8 protein-coding genes are annotated in these 25,124 nt (G+C 74.3%); all 8 read right to left on the bottom strand.

All coding sequences use genetic code 11. The features are described from left to right. Positions 1–38 precede the first annotated feature (38 nt). The 8 genes from ACIRBY_RS35385 to ACIRBY_RS35350 all read right to left on the bottom strand — a co-directional run bounded on the left by ACIRBY_RS35385 (position 39) and on the right by ACIRBY_RS35350 (position 25,064). Positions 39–734 carry a thioesterase II family protein gene (locus ACIRBY_RS35385; protein WP_403908518.1) on the bottom strand — a complete coding sequence of 232 codons (696 nt, stop codon included), beginning with the start codon at positions 732–734 and terminating at the stop codon, positions 39–41. A gap of 34 nt (positions 735–768) precedes the next feature. Then, complete coding sequence (locus tag ACIRBY_RS35380; RefSeq protein ID WP_403908516.1) at positions 769–4,578, bottom strand: amino acid adenylation domain-containing protein; 3,810 nt, start codon at positions 4,576–4,578, stop codon at positions 769–771. A gap of 11 nt (positions 4,579–4,589) precedes the next feature. Continuing rightward, positions 4,590–13,385 (bottom strand): amino acid adenylation domain-containing protein, encoded by an 8,796-nt coding sequence (locus ACIRBY_RS35375; RefSeq protein WP_403908514.1) that lies wholly within the window; start codon positions 13,383–13,385, stop codon positions 4,590–4,592. Continuing rightward, positions 13,382–21,181, bottom strand: a complete 7,800-nt coding sequence (locus tag ACIRBY_RS35370) for an amino acid adenylation domain-containing protein (RefSeq protein WP_403908512.1) — start codon at positions 21,179–21,181, stop codon at positions 13,382–13,384. Before ACIRBY_RS35370 ends, ACIRBY_RS35375 begins: the two co-directional genes overlap by 4 nt. A 44-nt stretch (positions 21,182–21,225) precedes the next feature. Continuing rightward, complete coding sequence (locus tag ACIRBY_RS35365) at positions 21,226–22,419, bottom strand: NAD(P)/FAD-dependent oxidoreductase (RefSeq protein ID WP_403908510.1); 1,194 nt, start codon at positions 22,417–22,419, stop codon at positions 21,226–21,228. Between the two features lie 11 nt (positions 22,420–22,430). Continuing rightward, on the bottom strand, positions 22,431–22,649 hold the full coding sequence (locus ACIRBY_RS35360; RefSeq protein ID WP_042812648.1) for an acyl carrier protein: 219 nt from the start codon (positions 22,647–22,649) through the stop codon (positions 22,431–22,433). Beyond that, entirely contained in the window at positions 22,649–24,217 is a 1,569-nt protein-coding gene (locus ACIRBY_RS35355) for an amino acid adenylation domain-containing protein (protein ID WP_403908508.1), read from the bottom strand. The genes ACIRBY_RS35360 and ACIRBY_RS35355 overlap by 1 nt, the downstream gene beginning before the upstream one ends. Positions 24,218–24,347: 130 nt before the next feature. Next, a complete protein-coding gene (locus ACIRBY_RS35350; protein WP_403908506.1) occupies positions 24,348–25,064 on the bottom strand; it encodes an LmbU family transcriptional regulator in 717 nt (238 codons plus the stop codon). Between the last annotated feature and the right edge of the window lie 60 nt (positions 25,065–25,124).

Here is a 25,124-nt window from a genome sequence, read left to right as displayed (position 1 = left end):
CACGCCCCTGACACGGCGCTGGAGTCCGTCTCCGCTGATCAGAGGGACTGTTCCGCGATCACTTCGAGGACCTCCCGGCCGGCGTCGACCAGGTACATGTGGTCACCCGGGAACTCCGCATAGGTGAAGCCGGCCGTGGTCGCCGCCTGCCACTGCCGGGCCTCCTCCTCGGTGACCAGACCGTCGGCGGCCCCGCGCAGCGAGCAGATCGGCACCGCCAGCGGTACGTCGGTGCTCGGTACGTAGCTCTCGTGCATCTCGCAGTCGGCCTGGAGCACGGGGAGGATCAGCTCGCGCATCTCCGGGTGGTCCAGGGCCTCGTGCCGGAACCCGGCGAACTCCTCGACCCGGGCGAGGAACTCCTCGTCCGGGAGCCCCGCCGCCCGCCGCTCGCGCTGGGTCCAGGGACCCGGCGAGCCGCTGACGACCAGCCGTTCGACGCGGACGCCGCGCTCGCCCAGCAGGTGGGCCAGCTCGTAGGCGAGCACGGCACCCAGGCTGTGCCCGAACAGGACGGTCCGCGCCCCCTCGCCGAGGTCCGCCACCACGTCGTCGATCGAGCCCTTGGCCGCCTCGAAGACGTTGCGGTACGGCTCCTCCATGATCCGCCGCTCCCGCCCCGGCAGCTCGACCGAGGTCACGCGCCACCGGCCGGCGGCCAGCTCCCGCCAGGGGTGGAAGAACGAGGGGCCCGCTCCGGCGAAGGGCACGCAGAGCAGTGTGGTTTCCGTCATCGCGAGCAGCTCCGATCATCCGTCCGACGGTTCGTCATGCCAGGTCCTCCAGCTTCCGGTTGAGGACCTCGAAGACCTCGGACACGGGTCCGGGGAGGTTCATCTCGTGGTGGGTGGCCGCCACGTCGTGCTCCTCGATGGTGCCGAGGACGTAGGGGCGCCACAGGTGGGCGTACATCTCGTCCTTGAGGGTGGCGTGGAAGAAGACGACGTCGCCGTCGTAGACCGGGGACTCCCAATCCATCATCAGGTTCGTGTTGTTGGCCAGGACCCGGGACATGTTGTCCAGGAACTCCTGCTGGTTCCCGGTGCCGATGTACTGGCCGAAGAAGTCCTCGAGCTCGTCGCGGTAGTCGTCCACCGTCTTGTCGCGGTGGATCTCCGACCAGCCCTGGCCGCCCGGCTGGGAGTCCAGGATCGCCGTGAGGGCGATCTCGTGGCCGCGCCGGGCGAGGCCCGCCGCGACGGCCTGGACGAGGGTGCCGCCGTAGGACCAGCCGACCAGGTTGAAGGGGCCTTCCGGCTGGATCTCCAGCATCTCCCCGATGAAGTGGTCGACCATCTCGTCGATGGACTCCACCAGCGGGGCCCGGCCGTCGGCGCCGCGCGACTGGAGGGCGTAGGCCTGCCGGCCCTGCACGTGCGTCACGAAGCTGAAGTACGCCCAGCCCAGGCCGCCTCCGCCGTGGAAGAACCACAGGGGCTTCCTGCCGGTGCCGGGGTCGCTGTTGAGCGGAAGGACGACGCCGAACGGGTCGGCGACCTCGTCGGGGACGGCGCCGGCGAGCAGCAGCGCGGCGAGCGCGGCCACCGTCGGGAACTTGATGATCGTCCGCAGCGGCAGCTCGACGTCGAAGTCCTTGCGGATGCGGACGCTGAGGCGGGTGGCGAGCAGCGAGTGGCCGCCGAGGGCGAAGAAGTCGTCGTCGACGCCGACGTCCTCCCGGTCGAGCAGTTCGCGGAAGACGGCGGCCAGCCTCTCCTCGTGGGAGTTGCGCGGCGCCCCGCCGGACGGGGCGGTGGCGTGCTCCGCGGGCAGGGCCTGCCGGTCGAGTTTGCCGTTGGGGGTCAGCGGGATCGCGGTGAGCGGGACCAGCGCGGACGGCACCATGTAGTCCGGAAGGCGTCCGCGCAGGTGGGCGGTGAGCTCCGGGAGCAGCGCGGCGGCCGGGCCGGCGTCCGCCTCGGGCACCACGTAGCCGACGATGCTCTTGTCGCCCTGCCGGCTCTCGCGCACCACGACGGCCGCCTGGGACACGGCGGGGTGTCCGGCCAGCACGTGCTCGATCTCGCCGAGTTCGATCCGGAAGCCGCGGACCTTGACCTGGTGGTCGGTGCGGGCGATGTACTCCAGCTGGCCCGCCTTGTTCCAGCGCACGAGGTCGCCGGTGCGGTACATGCGGGCGCCGGCGGGGCCGAACGGGGAGGGCACGAACCGCTCGGCGGTGAGCTCCGGACGGTCCTGGTAGCCGCGCGCGAGTCCGTCGCCGGCGATGTACAGCTCGCCCTGCACCCCGCGCGGGACCGGGCGCAGCCGGGCGTCGAGCACGTAGACCTGCGTGTTGCCGATCGGCGTGCCGATGGCGACGCCGGCGCCCGCCTTGAGGGGGGCCGTGGTGGACCAGGTGGTGGTCTCCGACGGGCCGTACCAGTTGCCGGCCTCGGCGGCCTGTTCGGCCAGGGTCTCGGCGAGGCGGACCGGGACGGCCTCCGCGCCGGTGATGATCCGCAGGCCCCGGGCGGCGTCCGGCTCGTGGGTGAGCAGCATCTGCCAGAAGCCCGGGGTCGCCTGGACCACGGTGACGTCGTGGCGGCGCAGCAGGGCCACCATGGCCGACGGGTCGGTGACGGTCTCCTTCTTCGCCAGGACCATGGCGGCGCCGGAGACGAACGGGAGGTACAGCTCCGTGTTGGCCATGTCGAAGGAGACGGTCGTGCTGAACAGCATCCGGTCGGCGGCGGTCAGCGGGAACCGGCGCCCGGCCGCGGCCAGGAAGTTGGCCACCGCGCCGCGCGGGACCGCCACGCCCTTGGGGGTGCCGGTCGACCCGGACGTGTAGATGACGTACTGGGTGTTGTCCGGGCGGACGGTGACCTCGGGGGCGGAGTCCGGGTACCGCCCGTGGTCGGCGGCGGCCAGGGCGTCGGCGTCGAGCACGAGCGCCGGCTTCGCCTGGTCGAGGACGAAGTCGATGCGCGAGCGCGGGTGGTCCGGGTCGATCGGCACGTAGGCGCCGCCGGCCTTCACCACGGCGAGCAGGGCCACCGGCAGGTCCGCGGTCCGCGGCAGGCACACGGCGACCAGGGACTCGGGGCGCACCCCCTGGTCGACGAGCCAGTGTGCGAGGCGGTTCGAGCGGGCGTCGAGCTCGCGGTAGGTGAGCGTCTCCTCCTCGCAGACGAGGGCGGGGGCGTCCGGGGCGGCCTCGGCCCGCCGGCGCAGGGCCTCCACCAGGCCGCCTTCGAGGGTGGGCTCGGCGGTGTCGTTGACCTCGGCGAGCAGCCGCTCCCGCTCGCCGTCGACGAGGACGTCGACGTCGCCGATGCGGGCCTGCGGGTCGGCGGCGAGCTGCTCCAGGACGCGGGCGTAGCGGGCGGCCATGTCCTCGACGGTGTCCCGGTCGAAGAGGTGGGTGGCGTAGGAGATGTCGCCGCGCAGGGCGCCGTTCTCGTCCGTGGTCATGCTGAAGAACACGTCGACCTGGGTGGTCGCGAGGAGGGCCTGCCGGTACTCGACCTCCAGGCCGTCGAGTTCGAGGGACCACTTCTCGGTGTTCTGCCAGCCGCACATCACCTGGAAGAACGGCCGGTAGGCGGCGGAGCGGTCGGGGTTGAGCTGTTCGACCAGGACCTCGAAGGGCACGTCCTGGTGCTCGTAGGCGGCCAGCGCCTTGTCGCGCACCTGGGCGAGCAGCTCGGCGAAGGTCGGGTCGCCGGAGAGGTCCATGCGGATGACCAGGTTGTTGACGAAGCATCCGATCAGGTCGTTCAGCGCCTCGTCGGTGCGGCCGGCGATCGGGGTGCCGACCGGGATGTCCTCGCCGCCGCCGAGCTTGCCCAGCAGCACGCCGAGCGCGGCCTGCATGACCATCGACATGGTCAGCCCGCGCCCGTCGGCGAGCTTCTGCAGTCCGGCCATCACCTCGGCGGCGACGGGGATGGGGACCGCGTCTCCGTCCGTGCCCGCCTCGACGGAGCGGGGGCGGTCGAGCGGGAGGTTCAGCGGCTGCGGGACGCCCTCCAGCTCCCGCCGCCAGTAGGCGATCTGCTGCGCGCCGAGGCTGCCCGGGTCGGCCAGGTCGCCGAGGACCTCGCGCTGCCACATCGTGAAGTCCTTGTACTGGACGGGCAGCGGCTCCCAGTCCGGGGCCCGGCCGGCCCGGCGCGCGTTGTAGGCGGCAGCCAGGTCGCGGGCCAGGGGCGCGCCGGAGCTGCCGTCCGAGGCGATGTGGTGGACGACCAGGACCAGGACGTGGTCCTCGGGTCCGGAGCGCAGCAGGCGTGCCCGCAGGGGGATCTCCGTCTCCAGGTCGAACCAGTGCGCGACGGTCTCGTCGACGGCGGCGGACACGTCCTCGGCGGCCACCTCGGCCACCGGCACCCGGACCTGCTCCAGCGCCCGCTCCAGGGGCAGGATCAGCTGGTGGGGCTCGCCGTCGTCGTCCGTCAGGTAGGTGGTGCGCAGGATCTCGTGCCGGTCGACGAGGTCGCGGAGCGCGGCGAGGAGGGCGTCCTCGTCCAGTCGCCCGGTCAGCCGGAACGCCGAGGAGATGTTCCAGGTCTCCGCACCCTCCAGCTGGTGCAGGAACCATGTGCGGCGTTGCACGAAGGACAGCGGAATCATTGCTTCACTCCTCATACGAACATCTGGCGCAGACTGGGGCGACGCGGGACGGCCGATTCCTCCAGCCACGGTGCGAGCGCGGCCACCGTCGGCAGGTCGAAGATCTTGCGGATGGGTATCTCCAGCCCCAGCTCGGTCCGGGCGCGGCTGATCAGCCGGGTGGCGAGCAGGGAATGCCCGCCGAGCTCGAAGAAGCCGTCGTCGATGCCGACCCGCTCCAGGCCGAGCACCTCGGCGAACAGCGCGACCAGCGCTTCCTCGCGGGCGGTGCGGGGCGCGCGGTAGGGGGCGCCGGTGAACTCCGGCTCGGGCAGGGCGGCCCGGTCCAGCTTGCCGTTGGGCATCAGCGGCAGCCGGTCCAGCAGGACGAAGGCGGAGGGCACCATGAACTCGGGCAGCCGCCCGGCGGTGAACCGGCGGAGCTCCTCGGCGTCCGTCGCGCCCGAGGGGACGGCGTACGCGACGAGCTGCCTGCCGGAGCCGGCCGCCGCCGGCCGGGCGATGACGGCCGCCTGGGCGACGGCGGGGTGCGCGGTGAGCGCGGCCTCGACCTCGCCGGGTTCGACGCGGAAGCCGCGCACCTTGACCTGCGCGTCCGCACGGCCCACGTACTCCAGCAGGTCGCCGCCGTTCCAGCGGGCCAGGTCGCCGGTGCGGTACATGCGCGAGCCGGCCGGGCCGAACGGGTCGGCCACGAAGCGGTCGGCCGTCAGGTCGGCGCGGCCCTGGTAGCCGCGGCCCACGTTGCCGCCGACGTACAGCTCGCCGACCGCGCCCTGGGGCACCGGTGCCAGGTCGGGGCCCAGGACGTAGGTCCGCATGTTGCCGAGCGGGGTGCCGACGGGCGCGCTGCCGGCCCGGTCCGCGGCCCCGCCGGAGACGGTGTGGGCGGTGGCGTAGAACGACTCGCTCTGCCCGTAGGCGTTGACGACCCGTACGCCCGGGAAGGCGCCGCGCACCTTCTCGACGAGCGAGGAGGGCAGGGCCTCGCCGGCGAAGACGACCGTCTCCACGGCGGTGCGGCCGGCGATGCCGTCGACGAGTTCGGCGAAGGCGGAGGGGACGGTGGAGATGACGCTGCCGCTCCAGCCCTCCTTCCGCTCGCCCAGCACCAGGACGTCGCGGACCAGTTCGACGACCCCGCCGGCGGCGAGGGTCGTGAAGATCTCGAACACCGAGACGTCGAAGTTGACGGACGTGCCCGCGAGGAGCCGCTTGCCGGGTGCCATCCCCACGCGGGAGGCGAGTTCCAGCACGCCGTTGACGATGTTCGCGTGGGTGATGGCGACGCCCTTGGGCGTGCCCGAGGAGCCGGAGGTGTACATCACGTAGGCCAGCTGGTCCGCGTGGGGCGGCCGGGCGGGCCCGGTGGCGTCCCCGGCCGGGCCGAGCGTGTCGAGGAGGAGGTCCGGTGCCTCGTGCCCGGGCAGCCCCGCGGCCGTCGCGGAGTCCGTCAGGACCAGGCGCGGGCGCGCCTCGGCGAGGATGGCCGCCAGGCGGTGGCTCGGGTACCTGGGGTCGACCGGCAGGTAGGCGCCGCCCGCCTTCAGGACCGCGAGCAGTGCGACGACGAGCTCCGCCGTCCTCGGCAGGGCCAGCGCGACCAGCGACTCCGGTCCCACGCCGCGGCGGGCCAGTTCGCCCGCCAGGCGGTCGGCCCGGGCGTTCAGCTCGCGGTAGGTGAGGGTCTCGTCCCCCGCGACCACGGCGGGCTCGTCCGGGGTCCGGGCGGCCTGCGCCTCGACGAGGCCGCCCACGGTGGTGTCCGGGGTGGGCACGGCCGTGTCGTTGAAGGCGGCGAGCAGCCGGTCGCGTTCGGCCGGCTCCAGGACCTCCAACTGTGCGGCCTTCAGCTCCGGGGAGGCCGCCACCTGCCGCAGGACGCGCACGAGGCGGTCGGCGATCGCCTCCACCGCGTCCCGGCCGAAGACGCCGGGCGCGTACTGGAAGATCAGCTGGAGGTGCGGGTCGGCCGCCGCCATCAGGGCCAGCGGGTAGTTGGTAGCCGTGGCCGGGCGCAGGCCCGTGAAGGCGATGCCGTCCGCCGCGGTGCTCGCGGCGGCGAGGCCCTCCCGGTCGACGGGGTAGGACTCGAAGACGAACAGCGTGTCGAAGAGGGTCTGCCGGCCGACGGCCCGCTGGACCTCGGTGAGGCCGCGGTGGTGGTGGTCCAGCAGGCCGGCCTGCCGGTCCTGGAGCCGGGTGAGGATCTCGGCGAGGGTGTCGCCGGGGGCGTGGGCGAGGCGTACGGGGAGGGTGTTGATGAACATCCCGACCATGGCGTCCACGTCCGTCACGGCGGGCGGGCGCCCGGAGACGGTCGCGCCGAACACCACGTCCCGGCGGCCGGTGAGCCGGCCGAGCAGCAGCCCCCAGGCGCCCTGGACCAGGGTGTTGACGGTGACGCCCAGCTCGGCGGCGCGCACCGCCAGGGCCCGCGCCTCCTCGGCCGGGAGCGGCACGTCGAGCTGTTCGACGCCCTCCTCCCCGATGCCCTCGGAGCCGGGGGCGAGCAGGGTCGGTTCCTCGACCCCGTCGAGCTCGGCCGTCCACGCCCGGGCGGACTCCTCCTCGTCCTGCCGGGCGCGCCAGGCCAGGAACGCGCCGAAGTCGGGGGCCGCGGGCAGGGCGGCCGGGTCGCCGCGGGAGCCGTAGAGCAGCAGCAGGTCCCGCATCAGCAGGGGCGTGGACCAGCCGTCGAAGAGCACGTGGTGGGAGGTCATCACGAGGTCGGCGCGGCCGGGCTCGGTGACGACGAGGGACAGCCGGATGAGCGGCGGGGCGTCCAGGGCGAAGTGGGCGGCCCGGTCCTCGACGAGGAACCGCTCGAACGCCTCGGTGCGCCCGGCCGCGTCGGCGCCGGTCAGGTCGAGGTACTGCCAGGGCAGGGCGACGCCCTCGGCCGGCACCACCTGGACGACGTCGCCGTCGGCCCGGTCGACGTACGCGGCGCGGAGGTTGGGGTGGCGCTCCAGCAGGGCCTGCCCGGCCCGGCGCATGCGCTCCGGGTCGACCTCGCCGGAGAGGTGGAACACCAGCTGGTTGTGGTAGGGGTCGAACGCGCTCCCGGCGAGCATCGTGTGGAAGAGCATCCCGGACTGGGTCGGGGTCGCCGGCCAGATCTCGGCCAGCCTGCCGTAGCGGGCCTCCCAGGTGTCGATCTCCTCCTGGCCCGCGCCGACGAGGGGCGCGTCGGACGGGGTCAGTCCGCCGGCGCCGGGGGCCGCGGCGTGCCGGGCCAGGGCGGTCAGCGCCCGGACCCACAGCCCGGCCAGCTCGGCCACCTCCTCGCGGGGGAGCACCCCGGCGGGGAAGGCGAAGGTGGCGGTCAGCTCGTCACCGCCGGGGGCGGGGACGGCCACGACGCCGACCTCCAGGGCGGAGGGAAGCGGCATGTCGGCGTCCGGCGCGGCGGTCAGGTCCCGGTACGCGGGGTCGGCCGCCCAGCCGAGGCCGCCCAGCTCGCCGGGCAGCTCCTCGCCGGAGCTCCTGCCGAGGTAGCCGAACCCGATCTGCGGTGCGGCGGAGTCCTCGGGGAGGTCGTGGCCGGCCGCCGCGCGCACCTGCTCCTTGACGGCCTTCAGCGCCCGCCCGGCGGCCGGGCCGCCAGCGAAGGCGTCCGCGAGGTCGACGCCGGCCAGGTCGAGGCGGGCCGGGAAGACCGCGGTGAGCCAGCCGACCGTGCGGGACAGGTCGGCGCCGGGCACCGCGTGCCCGTCCCGTTCCCGCCCCTCCAGCCGGACCGACACCGGCGCCCCCGGCAGGGCGCGCGTCTCGCGGTGGCGGGCCAGGGCCAGCGCCAGCGCGGTGACCAGCCCGTCCTCGGCGCCGGTGCGGTAGGCGGAGGGCAGCAGGTCGAGCAGGGCCGCCGTGACGTCCGCCGGCACCCGGACCCGTACCGTTTCCGCGGTGGCGGCGAGGTCCCGCGCCGGGTCGGGCCGGCGCGTCCCGAGCAGGGGCTCGTCCGCGTACGGGGCCGGCCGCGGCTCGGCGGACCGGGGGGCGGCCGGCCCGTCGGCCAGGGCGTGGGCCCAGCGCCGGTACGAGGTGCCGGTCCGGGGGAGTTCGGGGGTGCGGCCGTCGCGGGCCTGCTGCCAGGCGCGGACCAGGTCCGCGACCAGGATCGGCCAGGACACGGAGTCCACGGCCAGGCGGTGCGCGACGACCAGCAGCCGGTCGGGGCCCGAATCGGGGGTGAGCCGGACGAACTGCGCCATGACGCCCGCGTCGGGGTCGAGCCGGCCGGCGGCGGCGTCGAGCTCGGCCCGCACGGCGTCGCCCCGGGCCTCCCGCAGCAGCGCGCCGGCGTCCACGCTGCCGGACGGCTCCACGAACAGGGCGGTCCCGTCCCGGTCGAGCCGGGCGCGCAGCACGTCGTGCCGGTCCAGGACGGCCTGGACCGCCGCGGCCAGCTCCGGGCGGGCGACGCCCTCGGGCAGGGTCAGCACCCTGGAGGTGCACAGCCGGCCGATGCCGCCGCCGCGCGCGAGGAGGTCGCGTGCCGCCGGGGGCAGCGGGGCCCGGCCGACGGCGCCGCCGGGCAGCTCGGCCAGGGCCGGGGGCTCCTCGGCCCGCCCGTCCACCAGTTCCGCGAGCCGGGCGACCGTGCGGTGTTCGAAGATCTCCCGCACGGTGATGACCGTGCCGCGGGCCTTGGCCCGGGCGACGACCTGGATGGAGCGGATGCTGTCCCCGCCGAGGGCGAAGTAGTCGTCGTCGATGCCGACCCGCTCCAGGCCGAGGACTTCGGCGAAGAGCGCGCAGAGGGTCTCCTCGCGCGCGTCGCGCGGCGCCCGGCCGGTGGAGGCCTGCGCGTAGTCCGGTACCGGCAGCGCCTTGCGGTTCAGTTTCCCGTTCGGGGTCAGCGGGATCTGCGAGAGCGGCACGATCGCGGTGGGGACCATGTACTCGGGGAGGCGTTCGCGCAGGTACTCGGGCAGCCGGGCGAGCAGCGGGCCGATCGACGTGGCGAGCGAGGGGTCGTTGGACCGGATCCGGCCGCCCGCGCCGGCGGCGAAGGCGCCCGTGACGGGCCGCCGGCCGGCCTGCGGCGCGGGCAGCAGGACCAGGTCGAAGCGGCGCGCGTCCGCGCCGGACCAGGTGACGACCGCGTCCCGGCCGTGGTCGCGCGCCGCGCGGCGCAGTTCCTCCGGGTCGGCGGGCCCGGCGCCCGGGCCGGGCGCCGGGTCGAGGACGCCGGCCGCGACGGCCGCGGCGGACTCCTCGGCCAGCCGTGCGTTGGGGATCCCGGTCACGCGCACCGGGCCCGAACGGTCCACCCGGAGGGCCAGTTCGCCGAGGTCGTCGGGTCCGGTCCACGGCACGGCCGGTACGCCGGCGAGGTCGAGCGCGTCGGCCGGCTCCTTGTGCAGGACGACCTCGTAGCGGTGCCGGGTCAGTTCGTTGTGCGCCGACGCCGCCTTCAGCCGGATGTCGACGCCGACGGGGCGGCCCTGCGCCCAGTCGGTGAACCACTCGGGGGCGACGACCAGCTCCCGCTCGGCGAACACCGCCTTCTCCACCAGGCCGCGCAGCTCCTCGGTCGCCGCGTAGGGGTGCGCCGCGCGCTGCGCGGCGGTGAGCAGCATCCGCAGCGTGGCGGCGTTGCGGACGTCGCCGACGATCACCCGGCCGCCGGGGGCGAGCAGTTCCACGGCCTCGCGCAGCACCCGGTCCAGGTAGTCGGCGCTCGGGAAGTACTGGACCACCGAGTTCAGCACGACCGTGTCGAAGGCGCCGCGGGGCAGCCCGGACACGTCGTCCGCCGCCTGGGCGCTGAGCCGGACCCGGTCGCCGTGGCCGGCCTGTTCGGCCTGTCGGCGGACGCGGTCGACGACGGTGGCCGAGATGTCGGTGCCCCAGTACTCCTCGACCTCGCCGACGATCTTCGCCAGCAGCAGGCCGGAACCGACACCGATCTCCAGCACCCGGCGCGGCGCGTAGCGCAGCACCTGCGCCACCGCCGCGTCCTGCCACTCCCGCATCTGCCCGCGCGGGATCGGCTCGCCGTCGTAGGAGGAGGTCCACAGCTCGAAGTCCTCGCCGAGGGCCTCGTCGCCGGAGCCGGCGTAGGTGTCGTCGTAGACCTGGCGCCACTCGTCCACCCGGGCGGCGGCCTCGGCGTCGGCGTCGGCCGCCGCGCCGTGCGGGCCGGGCACCACGTAGCCCACGAGGCGCTTGTCGTCCTCCCGGTCCTCGCGCACCACGACCACGGCCTGGGCCACGCCGGGGTGGCCGGCCAGCACGTTCTCGATCTCGCCCAGCTCGATGCGGAAGCCCCGCACCTTCACCTGGAAGTCGGTGCGTCCGACGTACTCCAGGCGGCCGTCCGCGGACCATCGGACGAGGTCTCCGGTGCGGTACATGCGGGTGCCGGCGGGGCCGAAGGGGCAGGCCGTGAACCGCTCGGCGGTCAGGCCGGGCCGGCCCTGGTACCCGCGCGCCAGACCGTCCCCGGCGATGTACAGCTCGCCCTGCACCCCGCGCGGGACCGGGCGCAGCCGCGCGTCGAGCACGTACACGCGCGTGTTGCCGATCGGCGTGCCGATGGCCACGCCGGCGTCCGGCTCGACGGGCGCCATGGTCGACCAGATGGTGGTCTCGGTGGGGCCGTAGACGTTGAACACCTCGTCGGCCCCGGCGGCGAGCGTCCCGGCCAGCCGGGCCGGCAGGGCCTCGCCGCCGGTCAGGACGCGCAGGCCCTTCACGGCGTCCGGCTCGTGCGTGAGCAGCATCTGCCAGAACGCCGGGGTCGCCTGCACCACGCCGACCCGGTGGCGGCGCAGCAGGGCCACGACCTGCGAGGGGTCGGCGAGGGTGTCCTTGCCGGCCAGTACGACGGCCGCGCCGGACACCAGCGGCAGGTAGAGCTCCAGTGCGGCGATGTCGAAGGAGACGGTCGTGACCGCGAGCCAGCGGTCGGCGGGCGACAGCGGGACCCGTCGGCCCATCGTGGCGAGGAAGTTGTCCAGTGCGCCGCGCGGCACGCAGACGCCCTTGGGGTTGCCGGTGGAGCCCGAGGTGTAGATGACGTAGGCGGTGTGGTCGGGCATGACGCGCGGGGCGGGGGCCGTGTCGGGGTGTCCGGCGCCGCCGTGCGCGCCGGCCAGCGTCTGGGCGTCGAGCACGAGGGCGGGGCGGGAGTCGGCGAGGATGTAGGCGATGCGGGACTCGGGGTGGTCCGGGTCGATCGGGACGTAGGCCGCGCCCGCCTTGAGGACGGCGAGCAGGGCGACCACGAGTTCCGGCGAGCGGGGCAGGCGGACGGCCACCGGGGACTCGGGGCGCACCCTGCGGGCGATCAGCCAGTGCGCCAGCCGGTTGGCCCGGGCGTCCAGCTCCGCGTAGGTCAGGGTCTCCTCCTCGCCGATGACGGCGGGGGCGTCCGGTGCGGTGCGGGCCCGCCGGGCGACGGCCTCGGCCAGGCCCGGCTCCAGGGTGGGCTCGGCGGTGTCGTTGGCCGTGCGCAGCAGCCAGGCGCGCTCGTCCGCGTCGAGGACGTCGAGGTCCGCGACGCGCACGGCGGGATCGGCGACCGCCTGTTCCAGGATGCGCACGAACCGGTCGACGACGGCGACGGCGGTGGGGTGGTCGAAGAGCTCGGCCGCGTACTCCAGGCGGCCGTGCGCGCGGCCGGTGGCGTCCGGGACGATGTTGAAGAACAGGTCGAACTTGGCGGTGTCCGTGCCCAGGGCGACCGGGGTGACCCGCAGGCCCGGCATCTCGATCTCCGGCCAGACGAACTGCCAGGCCAGCATGGTCTGGAACAGCGGCTGGTAGGAGGTGGAGCGGTCCAGTCCGATCAGTTCGACCAGCCGCTCGAAGGGGACGTCCTGGTTGTCGTAGGCGGCGAGGGCCTTGTCCCGCGCCTGCTCCAGCAGCTCGCCGAAGGAGGGGTTGTGCGACAGGTCGGCGCGCAGCACCCAGGTGTTGACGAAGAAGCCGATCAGATCGGCCAGGGCCTCCTCGGTGCGCCCCTCGATGGGGCTGCCGATCGTCACGTCGTCGCCGCCGCCCAGCTTCTGGAGCAGCACGGCCAGCGCGGCCTGGGCGGCCATCGGGGCCGTGGCGCCGTGCTCGGCGGCCAGTTTCCCGAGCCGGGCGACGAGTCCGGGTTCCAGCTCGAAGGAGACGTGGCCGCCGCGGTGGCTCGCCACCGCCGGCCGGGGCCGGTCCAGCGGCAGGTTCACCGGCTGCGGCACGTCCGCCAGCTCCCGGCGCCAGTAGTCCAGCTGCCCCGCCGCGATGCTCCGCGGGTCGGCCTCGTCGCCCAGCAGCTGCTGCTGCCACAGCGTGTAGTCCTTGTACTGCACCTCCAGCGGCGCCCAGTCGGGCGCGCTCCCCGCGTGGCGGGCTGCGTACGCCCGCATCAGGTCCCGCAGGAACGGGCCCATCGAGGCGCCGTCCGCCGCGATGTGGTGGAAGACGAACGCCAGGACGTGCTCCTGCGGGGCGACGCGGAAGACGGTCGCCCGCAGGGGCGGTTCGGTGTCCAGGTCGAAGGGCTCGGCCACGGCGGCGCGCAGCGCGGCGTCCACGGCGTCGGCGGCCGCGTCGGCCACCCGGAACTGCGGGTCCGCCTCCTGCGGCGGCAGGATCAGCTGCTCGGGCGTGCCGTCCGCGTCCTCCGCGATCAGGGTGCGCAGGCTCTCGTGCCGGGTGACGACGTCGCGCACCGCCGCGGCCAGGGCCCGCGTGTCCAGCGGTCCGTCCAGGCGCAGGACGAACGGGATGTTGTAGGTCGCGGTCGGGCCCTCCAGGCGGTGGAGGAACCACATCCGGCGTTGCGCGAAGGACAGCGGGATCATCGACGGTTCTCCGATACGGTCATCTGGCCCAGTCGGGGGCGCAGCTGCGGGCGGTTCGACTCGGCGAGTTCCGCGATCTGCTCCGCCAGCCCGGCGACGGTCGGATTGCGGAACACCGTCGTGACCTTCACGTCGACGTCGAGGGCGTTGCGGATGCGGCCGGTGAGCCGGGTGGCCAGCAGCGAGTGCCCGCCGTGGTCGAAGAAGTCGACGTCGATGCCGATCTCCTCCACGCCCAGCAGCTCGGCGAACAGCCGGCACAGGGTTTCCTCGGTGGGGTTGCGCGGGCCCCGTCCGGCCTCGGCCCGGGCGGGGAGGTCCGGTGCGGGCAGGGCCTTGCGGTCGAGCTTCCCGCTCGGCGTGGAGGGGAGCGCGGCCAGCGGTACGACGGCGGAGGGGACCATGTACTCCGGCAGGTGCTCGCGGGCCAGGTCCGTCAAGGCCTGGGGGTCGAGCCGGTCGGGGGTCCGGCCGGCCGCCGGGACCACGTACACGACCAGGCGCTGGTCGCCGGGGCGGTCCTCGCGGACCAGGGCGACGGCGCTGTCGACGTCCGGGTGCGCGGCGACCGCCTGCTCGATCTCTCCGAGTTCGATGCGGAAGCCGCGGAGCTTGACCTGGAAGTCGGACCGGCCGATGTACTCGACCCGGCCGTCCCCGTTCCAGCGCACGACGTCGCCGGTGCGGTACATCCGGCTGCCCGGCGCGCCGAACGGGCAGGCGACGAAGCGCTCCGAGGTGAGGCCGGTCTGGCCGAGGTAGCCCCGGGCGAGCCCGGTGCCGGCCAGGTAGAGCTCGCCGGCGACACCGGGGGCGACGGGGCGCAGCGCCGCGTCGAGCACGTACACCTGCGTGTTCCACACGGGTGCGCCGATCGGCACCCGGTCCGCGCCCGGCAGGTGCCGGTGGGCGGTGACCTCGACGGAGGCCTCGGTGGGACCGTAGAGGTTGTACACGCCGAGGTCCGGCAGGAGGCCGGAGACCTTGTTGGCCAGGGCGGGCGGGAACGCCTCGCCGGCGACCTCGATCCAGCGCAGGCTGTCGCAGTCCTTGGCCGAGGGCTCGCCCGCGAAGGCCTCCAGCAGGGAGGGCACGAAGTCCGCGCCGGTGACCCGCTCGCGTCGGATCAGGTCGGCGAGGTAGGCGGGGTCGCGGCGGCCGTCGGGGCGCGCGATGACCACGGCGGCGCCCACCTGGAGCGGTGCGAAGATCTCCGGCACCGAGACGTCGAAGCTCGCCGTCGTGCTGAGCAGGACCCGGTCCTGCGGGCCGACGTCGAAGTGGGACAGGCCCCACTCCAGCCGGTTCATGATCGCCCCGTGGGCCACCTGGACGCCCTTGGGGCGGCCGGTGGAGCCGGAGGTGAAGATGACGTACGCGGCGTGGTCCGGGGTCAGGGCGCGCACGGGGTCCGTGTCCGGGTACCCGGAGACGTCCGGGAGGTCCGCGTCGAGCACGAGCAGCGGGTCCGCGCCCTCCAGCACGAGCCGGACCCGGTCCTCGGGGAGCTCGGTGTCGACCGGCACGTAGGCGGCGCCGGCCTTCACCACGGCGTAGACGGCGACCATCAGGTCCACGGAGCGGGGGACCTTCACGGCGACCAGCCGCTCGGGGCCCGCGCCCCGCTCCACGAGCCAGTGCGCCAGGCGGTTGGCGCGGCGGTTGAACTCGGCGTAGGTCAGGGTCTCGTGCTCGCCGATCAGCGCCACCCGGTCGGGCTCGCGCCGGACCTGGGCCTCGAAGGCCCCCGGCAGGGTGTCCGCCGTGACGGGGTGCGCCGTGTCGTTGACCCCGGCGACCAGCCGGTGCCGCTCCTCGTCCGACAGGACGTCGACGGCGCCGACGGGGGTCCGGGGGTCCTCCAGCACCCGGTCCAGCACCCGCACGAGCCGGGCGGCGAGGACCTCGGCGGCGGCGCGGTCGAAGAGGGTGGTCTGGTAGTCGAGGGAGAGCCGCAGGTAGGGGTCGGAGGAGTTGAGGGTGAGCGGGTAGTGCGAGCCGGCGAAGGGCCGGATGGCGTCGATCGTGAAACCCGCCGACTCGTTGGCCTCGACGATGCCCTCGCGGTCGATCGGGTAGTTCTCGAAGACGACGATGGTGTCGAACAGCGAGGGCAGCCCGACGCCGCGCTGGATGTCGGCCAGGCCGTAGTAGTGGTGGTCGAGCAGGGACACCTGCCGGTCCTGGAGGTCGGTGACGACCTCGGCCAGGGTGTCGCCCGGCCGGCAGCGGACGCGGGTCGGCAGGGTGTTGATGAACAGGCCGACCATCTCGTCCGAGCCGGCCAGGTCGGCCGGGCGGCCGTTGACGGCGGCGCCGAACACCACGTCGTGCTGCCCGGTGAGCTTCGAGAGCAGGACCGCCCACGCGCCCTGGAGGAGGGTGTTCAGCGTGACGCCGAGTTCGGCGGCGCGGCGGGCGAGCTCGCGGCCCTTGTCGATGGAGAGCGGGACCTCGACGCGGCCGAGGGCCTCGGCCTCCCCCCGGGCGGTGCGGTCGGCGGCCACCAGGGTGGGCTGCTCGAAGCCGTCGAGCTCCTCCTTCCACCGGGCGGCGGAGGCCTCCCGGTCCTGCCGGGACAGCCAGGCGAGGTAGTCGCCGTAGCCGCGGACCGGGGGGAGCTCCTCGTCGCCCGCGTACAGGCGGACCAGGTCCTTGATGACCAGCGGCGACGACCAGCCGTCGAAGAGGGTGTGGTGGGCGGTGACGATGAGCTTGGAGCGCTGCGGCCCGCAGGTGAGCAGGGCCAGGCGGATCAGCGGCGGCCGCGCGGGGTCGAGCTGGTCGGCCCGGTCGGCGGCGAGGGCCGCGTCGAGCGCGGCGTCCTGCGCGGCCTCGTCGCGGCCGGTCAGGTCGAGGTGCCGCCAGGGCACGGCGACCTGCTCGGCCACGATCTGGACGGGGTCGCCGCCGGCGGTGGCGAGGAACGCGGAGCGCAGGTTCGGGTAGCGGTCGAGGAGCGCCTGCCCGGCCGCCCGCATCCGCGCCGGGTCCACGGGTCCGGACAGGTGCAGCACGAACTGCATGTGGTAGACGTCGAAGGTGCCGTCGGCGAGGGCCGCCTGGAACTGGATGCCGGACTGGCCGGGGGCCTGCGGCCAGACCTGGACCAGCCGGCCGTAGCGCTCCTCCCAGCCGTCGATCTCGTCCTGGCCGACCGGCACCAGCGGGGCGTCGGAGGGGGTGAGCCCGCCGATCCGCGGGCGGGCGGCGTACGCGGCCATGCCGTGCAGCACCTCGACCCACAGGTCGGCCAGCGCGGAGACCCGCTCGCGGGAGAGCACGCCGGTGGGGAACATGAACACGGTCTGGAGGCGGGCGCCCTCCGCGGTGTCGGTGACGACCGAGTTGACCTCCAGCGCGGACAGCGCGGGCAGGTCCGGGTCGGGCGTCGGGATCAGCTCGGAGGACCAGCCGGACGGGGCCCAGCCCTGGCCGCGCAGGTGCTCGGGCACGTCGGCGTCGGAGATCCGGCCGAGGTAGTTGAAGCCGATCTGCGGGGCCGCGTACTCCTCCAGCTGGGCCGCGGTCTCCTCGTTCAGCCAGCGCAGCAGGCCGTAGCCGAGGCCCTTGTCCGGGACGCCGCGCAGCTGCTCCTTGACCCGCTTGAGCGCCTGTCCGGCCGCGGGGCCGCCGGCCAGGACGCCGTCCAGGTCCACGCCCCGCACGTCGACCTTGGCGGGGTACATGCTGGTGAACCAGCCGACGGTCCGGGAGAGGTCGGCGCCGGGGACGGCGTCCTCCTCGCGGCCGTGGCCCTCCAGCCGGACCAGGGTCGAGCGGTCGTCGCCGCGCCAGCGGTTCACCGCGAGGGCGAGGGCGGCGAGCAGCACGTCGGTGCCGGTGCCCTTGAACGCCGCGGGGAGGCGGGTCAGCACGGCCTCGGTGACCTCGGCGGGCAGCTGCACCCGTACGGTGTCGAGGGTGGACATCACGTCCACGGCCGGGTCGAAGGCGCGCTCGCCGAGCGGGAGGTTGGCGGACTCCAGCACGTCGCGCCAGTGGTCCAACTCCTCCTCCCGCTCCGGGGAGAGCGCCTCGGACTCCAGGGCGGCCGCCCAGCGGCGGGCGGAGGTGCCGACGGCGGGCAGGTCGGGGGTGCGGCCGGAGCGGACCTCCTGCCAGGCTTCGGCGAGGTCGGACATGAGGATGCGCCAGGAGACCCCGTCCACGACCAGGTGGTGCAGGACCACGAGGAGCCGGCCCTCGCCGGAGTCCGCGGCGAACCAGACGAAGTCCGCCACGGTGCCGGCCGCGGGGTCGAGCCGGCCGGCCGAGGCGTCCAGTTCCGCCCTGGCCGCCTCCAGCTCCGCGGGGTCGTCCCACCCGCCGGCGACGGGGACGCGGCGGACCAGGTCCGCGGCCCGTACGGAGCCCTGCGGGCGGACGACGAGGGAGGGCTCGCCGCCGTCGCGCACGAGCCGCGCGCGCAGCAGGTCGTGGCGGTCGAGCACGGCGTCGAGCGTCGCGGCCAGCCCGGCCGCGTCGATGCCCCGGGGCAGGTCCAGCACGATCGACATGGCGAAGCGGTTCAGCCCGCCGCCGTGCTCGAACACGTGCCGGGCCACCGGCTGGAGCGGCATCGGGCCGACGCCGCCTCCGTCGAGCTCCGCGAGGACGGGCACCCGGTCGCCGCGGTCGGCGGCGGCCTCCGCCAGCCGGGCCGCCGTACGGCACTCGAAGATCTCCCGCGTGGTGAGGTCCAGGCCCCGGGCCCGGGCCCGGGCCACGACCTGGATCGACCGCAGGCTGTCCCCGCCCACGGCGAAGAAGTCGTCGTCGACGCCGACCCGGTCGACGCCGAGCACGTCCGCGTACGCCGCGGTGATGATCTTCTCGGCCTCGGTGCGCGGCTCCCGGTAGGCCTCGCCCAGGAACTCCGGTTCGGGCAGCGCCGAGCGGTCCAGCTTGCCGGTCGGGCCGAGCGGCAGCCGTCCGACGGCCACGAAGGCCGAGGGCACCATGTAGTCGGGCAGCCGGGCCGCCGTGAACCGGCGCAGCTCGGCGGCCGAGGCGCCGGCCTGGACGTCCACGTCGCCGATGCCGCCGGCGCCGTCGTCGCCGACGGCCCCCTCGCCGGTGTGGACCACGTAGGCGACGAGCCGCTTGCCGCCCGAGGGCGCCTCGCGGCCGATGACCACGGCCTCGCTGATGCCGGGGTGCGCGGTGAGCGCGGCCTCGACCTCGGCGGTCTCGATGCGGAAGCCGCGCACCTTGACCTGGCCGTCGCCGCGGCCGACGCACTCCAGCCGGCCGTCGGCGTTCCAGCGGGCCAGGTCGCCCGTGCGGTACATGCGCTCGCCCGCGGGGCCGAACGGGTTGGCCACGAAGCGCTCCGCGGTCAGGCCGGGGCGGTCGTGGTAGCCGCGGCCGAGGCAGGTCCCGACCACGTACAGCTCGCCGATCACGCCCTGCGGGACCGGGGCGAGGCCGGGGCCCAGCACGTAGGCGCGCATGTTCCCCAGCGGGGTGCCGATCGGCGCGACCTCGCCGCGCTCCCACTCCTCGGACGCCGCGACGGAGAACGCCGTGGCGTAGAAGCTCTCGCTCTGCCCGTAGGAGTTAACGATCTGCGCGCCGGGCAGGGCCTCGCGCACCTGCCGCACCAGCCGGGCCGGGAGGACGTCGCCCGCGAAGACGACCGAGCGCACGTCGTGCGCCTTCTCCAGGTGGCCCGCCAGCTCGCCGAGGACCGAGGGGACGCCGCTGAGGACGTGGCCGTCCCAGCCGTCCCGTTCGGCGAGGGCCAGGGCGTTCGCCACGACCTCGGCGGTGCCGCCGGTGGAGAGGGTGGTCAGCAGCTCGAAGACCGAGACGTCGAAGTTGACGGAGGTGCCCGAGAGCATCTTCCAGCCGGGCGGCGCGTCGAGGACGCGCACCAGTTCCCGTACGCCGTTGACCACGCTGCGGTGGGTGATCGCCGCGCCCTTCGGCTTGCCGGTGGAGCCGGAGGTGTACATCACGTACGCCAGGTTGTCCGGGGACAGCGGCGCGGTGCGGGCGGCGTCGTCCGGCGCCCCCTCCGGCGCGGCCTCCCAGGAGGCGCGGTCGTCGAGGTTGACGGTCGGGACCTCGTGCTCCGGCAGCTCCCGGGCGGTCGCGGTGTCCGTGAGCACGAGCCGCGGGCGGGCCTCGGACAGCACGGTCCGCGCCCGTCCGGCGAGGTACTGCGGGTCCAGCGGCACGTAGCCGGCACCGGACTTGAGGATGCCGAGCAGGCCGGCGACCAGGTCCTCGGTGCGCGGCAGCGCCAGCACCACGAGGTCCTCCGGCCCGGCGCCGCGCCGGATCAGCTCCCACGCGACGCCGTTGGCCCGCTCGTCGAGCTCGCGGTAGGTCAGCGTCCGGCCGTCGCACACGAGCGCGGGGGCGTCCGGCGTCCTGGCCGCCTGCTCCTCGAAGAGCTGCGGGACGGTCAGTGCGGGCAGTTCGGCGGCGGTGTCGTTGAACCGGTCGAGCAGCAGGCCGCGCTCGGTGTCGTCGAGGACGTCGACGGCGCCGACGGCGCGCTCCGAGTCGGCGGCGAGGGCGCCGAGCACGCGCACGAACCGGGCCGCGAGGGTCTCGACCGTGCCCCCGTCGAACAGGTCGGTGGCGTACTCCAGGCGGACCTCCGCCCCGCCCGACGAGTCCGGGATCATGTTGAAGAACAGGTCGAACTTGGCCGTGCCGGTCTCCAGCGTCTCGGACTCGGCCGTGAGCCCGGCGAACTCCAGCCTGCCCAGGGGCTCCTGCCAGGCCAGCATCACCTGGAAGAAGGGGTGGTAGGCGGTGGACCGGTCCGGGTTGAGCAGCTCCACCAGCCGCTCGAAGGGGATGTCCTGGTTGTCGTAGGCGGCCAGCGCCCGGTCCCGCACCCGCAGGAGCAGTTCGCGGAAGGTCGGGTTCCCGGAGAGGTCGACGCGCAGCACCCAGGTGTTGACGAAGAAGCCGACGAGGTCGCGCAGTTCCTCGTCGGTGCGGCCGGCGATGGGCGCGCCGATGGGGATGTCGTCGCCGCAGCCGAGGTGGTGCAGGAGCACCGCCAGCGCCGAGTGCATGACCATGGAGACGGTGATGTCCTGCTCCGCGGCCAGCTTCTCCACGGCGGCGAGCAGCCCGGGTTCGACCGGGAAGCGGACCAGACCGCCGTCGGGGCCCGTGCGCTTGGGGCGCGGGCGGTCCGTCGGCAGGGCCAGCGGCTGCGCCATGTCGGCCAGGGCCTCGCGCCAGTACGCCAGCTGTCCGGCGGCCAGGCTGTCCGGGTCGCTCTCGTCGCCGAGCACGTCCTGCTGCCACAGCGTGTAGTCCGCGTACTGGACGGGAAGCGGCTCCCACGCGGGGGCCGCTCCCTCCCGGCGGGCCGCGTAGGCCTCGGCGAGGTCGCGCAGCAGCGGCCCGAGGGACTCCCCGTCCAGGGCGATGTGGTGCACCACGAGCACGAGGGTGTGCTCGCCCGGCCCGGTCCGCAGGAGCGTGGCGCGGATCGGCGCGTCGGCGGCCAGGTCGAAGGTCTCCTTGGCCGCCCGGTCGACCGCCGCCGCCCGCTCCTGCGGCGCGACGGCGAGGACCGGCAGGCCGAACGGCTTCTCCCCGGACGCCAGGACCCGCTGGTGCGGGATCCCGTCGTCGCCCTCGACGATCACCGTGCGGAGGACCTCGTGCCGGTCGACGACGTCGCGGAGCGCCGCCTCGAGCGCGCCCGCGTCCAGCTCACCGGTCAGCCGCAGGGCGAAGGCGCCGTTGTAGGTCGGCGAGGGGCCATCGAACCGGTCCACGAACCACAGCCGGCGCTGCGCGAACGACAACGGGATCATTGTGTCTCCAAATTCGGCGAACCAGGGAGCAGGTCGGTCGTCGCTCAGCTCTGGTCGAGCAAGGTCAAGAGTTCTTCGTTGTAGAAGTCGTCGATGGAGATCGCCCCGGACAGCGTGGAGAAGTACCGGTCGATGTGCTCCTGGTGGCCGACGAGCTTGCGCAGCATCTCCGTGCGCCCCTCGGGCTTGAGCTCGGCCACGTTGAGGGCGCCCTGGTACTGGCTGTGCGCCTCGTTGCCCAGGGCGTTCTCGTAGCGGCGCAGCGCGGACCGGAGCGCGGTGTCCTCGTGCAGCCGCTCCCCGACGAGGTCGGTGAGCGACTGGGCCTGGACGAAGGCCTCGGTGATGCCGCGGGCGGTGATGGAGTCCTTGTGGTTGACCGCGTCGCCGACCAGGACCCATCCGGGCCCGTAGGCCTTGCGGAAGAAGTTCTCCTGGTGGCCCGTGCCGTACATCTGCTCGACGCGGCTGCCCTCCCGCATCCGCCCGTACAGGTCGGGTGCGGTGGTGCGGACGGCTTCGAGGTAGGCGGGCTCGACGTCCCTGCGGACCGTGTTGTAGTCGGCCTGCGGGAAGTAGGTCATGATCAGCTTGAGGTCGTCGTTGGTGGGGACGGCGGCGACCCAGCGCCCCGGCCGCTCGTACAGCTCGAAGCTGGAGGGGACCCCGGACCAGTAGCTGTAGTAGACGCAGGTGGCCCGGGGGTGCTCGATGACGTGGGGCGCGCCGGCCTTGCGGGCCACCAGCGACCGCATGCCGTCCGCGCCGACGACCAGGCGAGCCCGGTCGGTGGCCTCGGCGCCGCCGGGCGTGGTGTACCGCACGCCGACGACCCGGTCGTCCTCCCAGAGCAGGTCGTTGACGGCGCAGCCCTCGCGGAACTCCACGCCGGCCGCCACGGCGCCCTCCGCGAGGATCGGGTCGAGCACGTAGCGCCGGGGCGCGTACGTGGTCGTCAGGCCGTCCATCGGCAGGGAGAAGCCGTCGATGCGGACGCCGGGGCCCTCGTAGCGCTCGTGGGTGATCGGCTGGCAGCCGGTGTCGCGGATCCGCCCCAGCAGGCCCCACCGGTTCAGCAGGGCCACGCCCTGCATGTGGATGTAGTGCGAGGACAGCGTGTCCTGCGGGAAGCGGGCCTTCTCCAGGAGCAGGACGCGGTAGCCCCGCTGCGCGAAGAGCATGGCGGTCGGCGAGCCGGCGCAGCGGGCGCCGACGACGATGACGTCGTAGTCGGACACGGCGTCCCCCCTCACCGGCTGGATTCGATGTAGGCGGAGATCGACGCGATCGTCGGGTTGAGGAACATCTGGTCCATCGGGACCTCGACGCCCAGTTCCTCGATGTAGGCACCCTGGATCTTGGTCATGATCAGGGACTGGCCGCCGAGGGCGAAGAAGTCGTCGTCGGCCGCTATGTCGTCGCGTTCGAACTCGCGGCACCAGATGGCGCGCACACCGTCGGCAATCATCACAGTCCTCTCGCTTGGGCATCGACGAGCGCCGCGCGGTCCACTTTTCCGTGCGGGCTGAGCGGGATCCGCGGGACGTTGGTGAACCGGGCCGGCACCATGTTCCGCGGCAGGTCCTCCAGGAGGCGGGCGCGCAGGTCCTCCTCGGCGAGGTCGCCTCCGGCCGGGACGACGAACGCGGACAGCTCGGCCTCGCCGGAGCCGGTGTAGGTGACCGCGACGGCGGCCTCCCTGACCCCGGCCAGCCGGCCGAGGGCGCGTTCGACGTCGGAGGGGTCGATGCGCATGCCCCGCACCTTCACCTGCGCGTCGATCCGGCCGAGGACGACCAGTTGCCCGTCCTCGTCCACGTAGCCGCGGTCGCCCGTGCGGTACAGCCTGCGCGGCACCCCGTCGACCTCGATCGTGGTGAACTTCGCGTTCTCGGGCCCGCTGCCGCCCAGGTAGCCGGCGCCGACGCCGGTGCCGGAGATGCAGATCTCGCCCTGCTCCCCCGCCGCGACGCCGCGCAGCTCCTCGTCGAGGAGGTGGATGTCGGTGTTGTGGGCGGGCCTGCCGACCGGGGCGACCTCGTGGGCGCCGGGCCGGTACCCGGCGAGGTCGTAGGAGGTCGCGACGTCCGTGCACTCGGCGACGCCGTACTGGTGCAGGAGGGTGCAGGTGTTGCCCTCGCGCCGCGCCCAGTCCGCCAGCCGTTCGGCCTTGAGGGGCTCGCCGCCGAAGAGCACGTAGTCGAGCCGGGCCAGCGCGTCGCCGCCGCGCGCGGTCTCCCAGTCGACCAGCAGGTACAGGGTGCTGGAGGCGCAGTGCACGGTGCGGACGTCGTGCTCGTTCAGGGTGCGGTACGCCAGCATGGGGTCGAAGTTCCGGCTGGCCATGAGGTGCTGGGTGGCGCCGCAGAACAGCGGTGTCATCAGGGCGCGCTGGGAGAGGTCGAACCCGAAGGCGCTGACGACCAGGTTGTGCGAGCCCCGGTGCAGGCCGTACTCCAGCCTCAGCCAGTTCATCAGGTTGAACCAGCCCGCGTGGCGCACGGCGGTCAGCTTCGGGGTGCCGGTCGATCCGGAGGTGAAGACCGCGTAGCACAGGTCGTCGCCGGTGACCTCGACGGCGGGCGCGGTGTCCGGGAGGGCCGCCAGCCGGTCCGACAGCTCCTCGAAGCCGGCGACCTCGACGGGCGGCGCCTGCCCGAGCAGCCCGGCGGTGGCCGGGGAGGCGACGATCAGGGCCAGGTCGGGGACCTGGTCCAGCAGCAGCCGGAGCCTGGCCGGCGGGTAGGCCGGGTCGAACGGCACGTAGGCCGCGCCCGCCTTGAGCGTACCGAGGATCGCGACGAGCAGGTCGGCCGAGTAGTCGAGGCAGAGGCCGACCTTCGCGCCGCGGCCGGTCCCGCGCGCGGCGAGGAAGTGCGCGAACCGGTTGGCCCGCGCGTCCAGCTCCGCGTACGTCACCTGCCGGCCGGCGCAGGAGACGGCGACGGCGTCGGGGGTGGCCCGCGCGTGCGCCTCGAACTGTCGGTGGACGACGGGTGCCGAGGGCAGGGCGACCCGCTTTCCCTGAAGGATCATCAACTGGCTCCGGTGTGAGAGGTGTCCGGCGGAAGGGGCCGCCGGCGCACCACGGGGAACGGGACCGGCCCGCGCGTCCCGGCGGCCCGCGCGTCCGGGCGGCGCGCCGCCGCTAGGCGGTCTTCCGGTGCTAGGCGGTCTTCCGGTCGGCGGTCTCGATCAGCCGGGTCACCCACTGGTCCACGGGCAGGCCGTGGGCGGCCGCCGTCTGCGAGAGGTGTTCCAGCTGGTCGGCGGAGAGCTCGATCGTGAGCGTCGTGACCTGGCGGCGCTTGGCCGCGGAGTCGGCCAGCCGGGACACCCCGGGCTCCTCGCCGTCGGCGGCCGCCGGGAGGGCCGCCGTGTCGTTCTGGACGGCGAGGGCGGCGCGGACCGCCCGGCGGAGTTCGTTGCGCGACCACTTCTGCCGCTCGGCCTTGCGCAGCCAGTAGTCCTGCTCCGGCGGGGCCAGACGGGCCACCTCGGCGTGGTGGGCGAAGCTGAGGGCGTCGCGCCTGCGGTGGTGGTCGAACCGCCGCGCCACCCAGGCGTAGTTGCGCAGGGTCTGGTAGTCGAGCCCGGTGCGCTCGATGGCCTCCTTGTAGCGGCGCCACCCGTAGGCGGCCTCGCCGAAGCGGAGCCAGTCGGCGAGCCACCAGGCCGAGGAGTTGCCGAGCTCGCGCAGGTTGGTGCCGATCTGCTCCCAGGAGCGCTCCGGCAGGTTCGCCGGGAGGATCATCCCCGTCTTGCGCACCTCGGCCTGTGGTCCCGCGAAGGACAGGACCACGTCTCCGTGCGCGGGCCCGCCGCCGTTGCCGACCGGCCGGGCGGCCCGGAAGCCGCCCGCGGTTCTCGCAGCGCCGCTCACAATCTTCGTCCCCCAATTCAGAGTGTCTGCCTGGGCGCCAGCCGGCCGGCCGCCCGGGCG

The sequence above is a fragment of the Streptomyces sp. NPDC096136 genome (genome assembly GCF_044763325.1).
GTDB lineage: Bacteria > Actinomycetota > Actinomycetes > Streptomycetales > Streptomycetaceae > Streptomyces.
The sequence above is the reverse complement of the archived record's forward strand: the minus strand, read 5'-3'. Positions and strand labels throughout refer to the sequence as shown.

What these genes read in the sequence shown, in the direction of transcription:
- ACIRBY_RS35385 (WP_403908518.1), bottom strand. Translation starts at nt 734, where the DNA reads ATGACGGAAACCACACTGCTCTGCGTGCCCTTCGCCGGAGCGGGCCCC.
- ACIRBY_RS35380 (WP_403908516.1), bottom strand. Translation starts at nt 4,578, where the DNA reads ATGATTCCGCTGTCCTTCGTGCAACGCCGCACATGGTTCCTGCACCAG.
- ACIRBY_RS35375 (WP_403908514.1), bottom strand. Translation starts at nt 13,385, where the DNA reads ATGATCCCGCTGTCCTTCGCGCAACGCCGGATGTGGTTCCTCCACCGC.
- ACIRBY_RS35370 (WP_403908512.1), bottom strand. Translation starts at nt 21,181, where the DNA reads ATGATCCCGTTGTCGTTCGCGCAGCGCCGGCTGTGGTTCGTGGACCGG.
- ACIRBY_RS35360 (WP_042812648.1), bottom strand. Translation starts at nt 22,649, where the DNA reads ATGATTGCCGACGGTGTGCGCGCCATCTGGTGCCGCGAGTTCGAACGC.
- ACIRBY_RS35355 (WP_403908508.1), bottom strand. Translation starts at nt 24,217, where the DNA reads ATGATCCTTCAGGGAAAGCGGGTCGCCCTGCCCTCGGCACCCGTCGTC.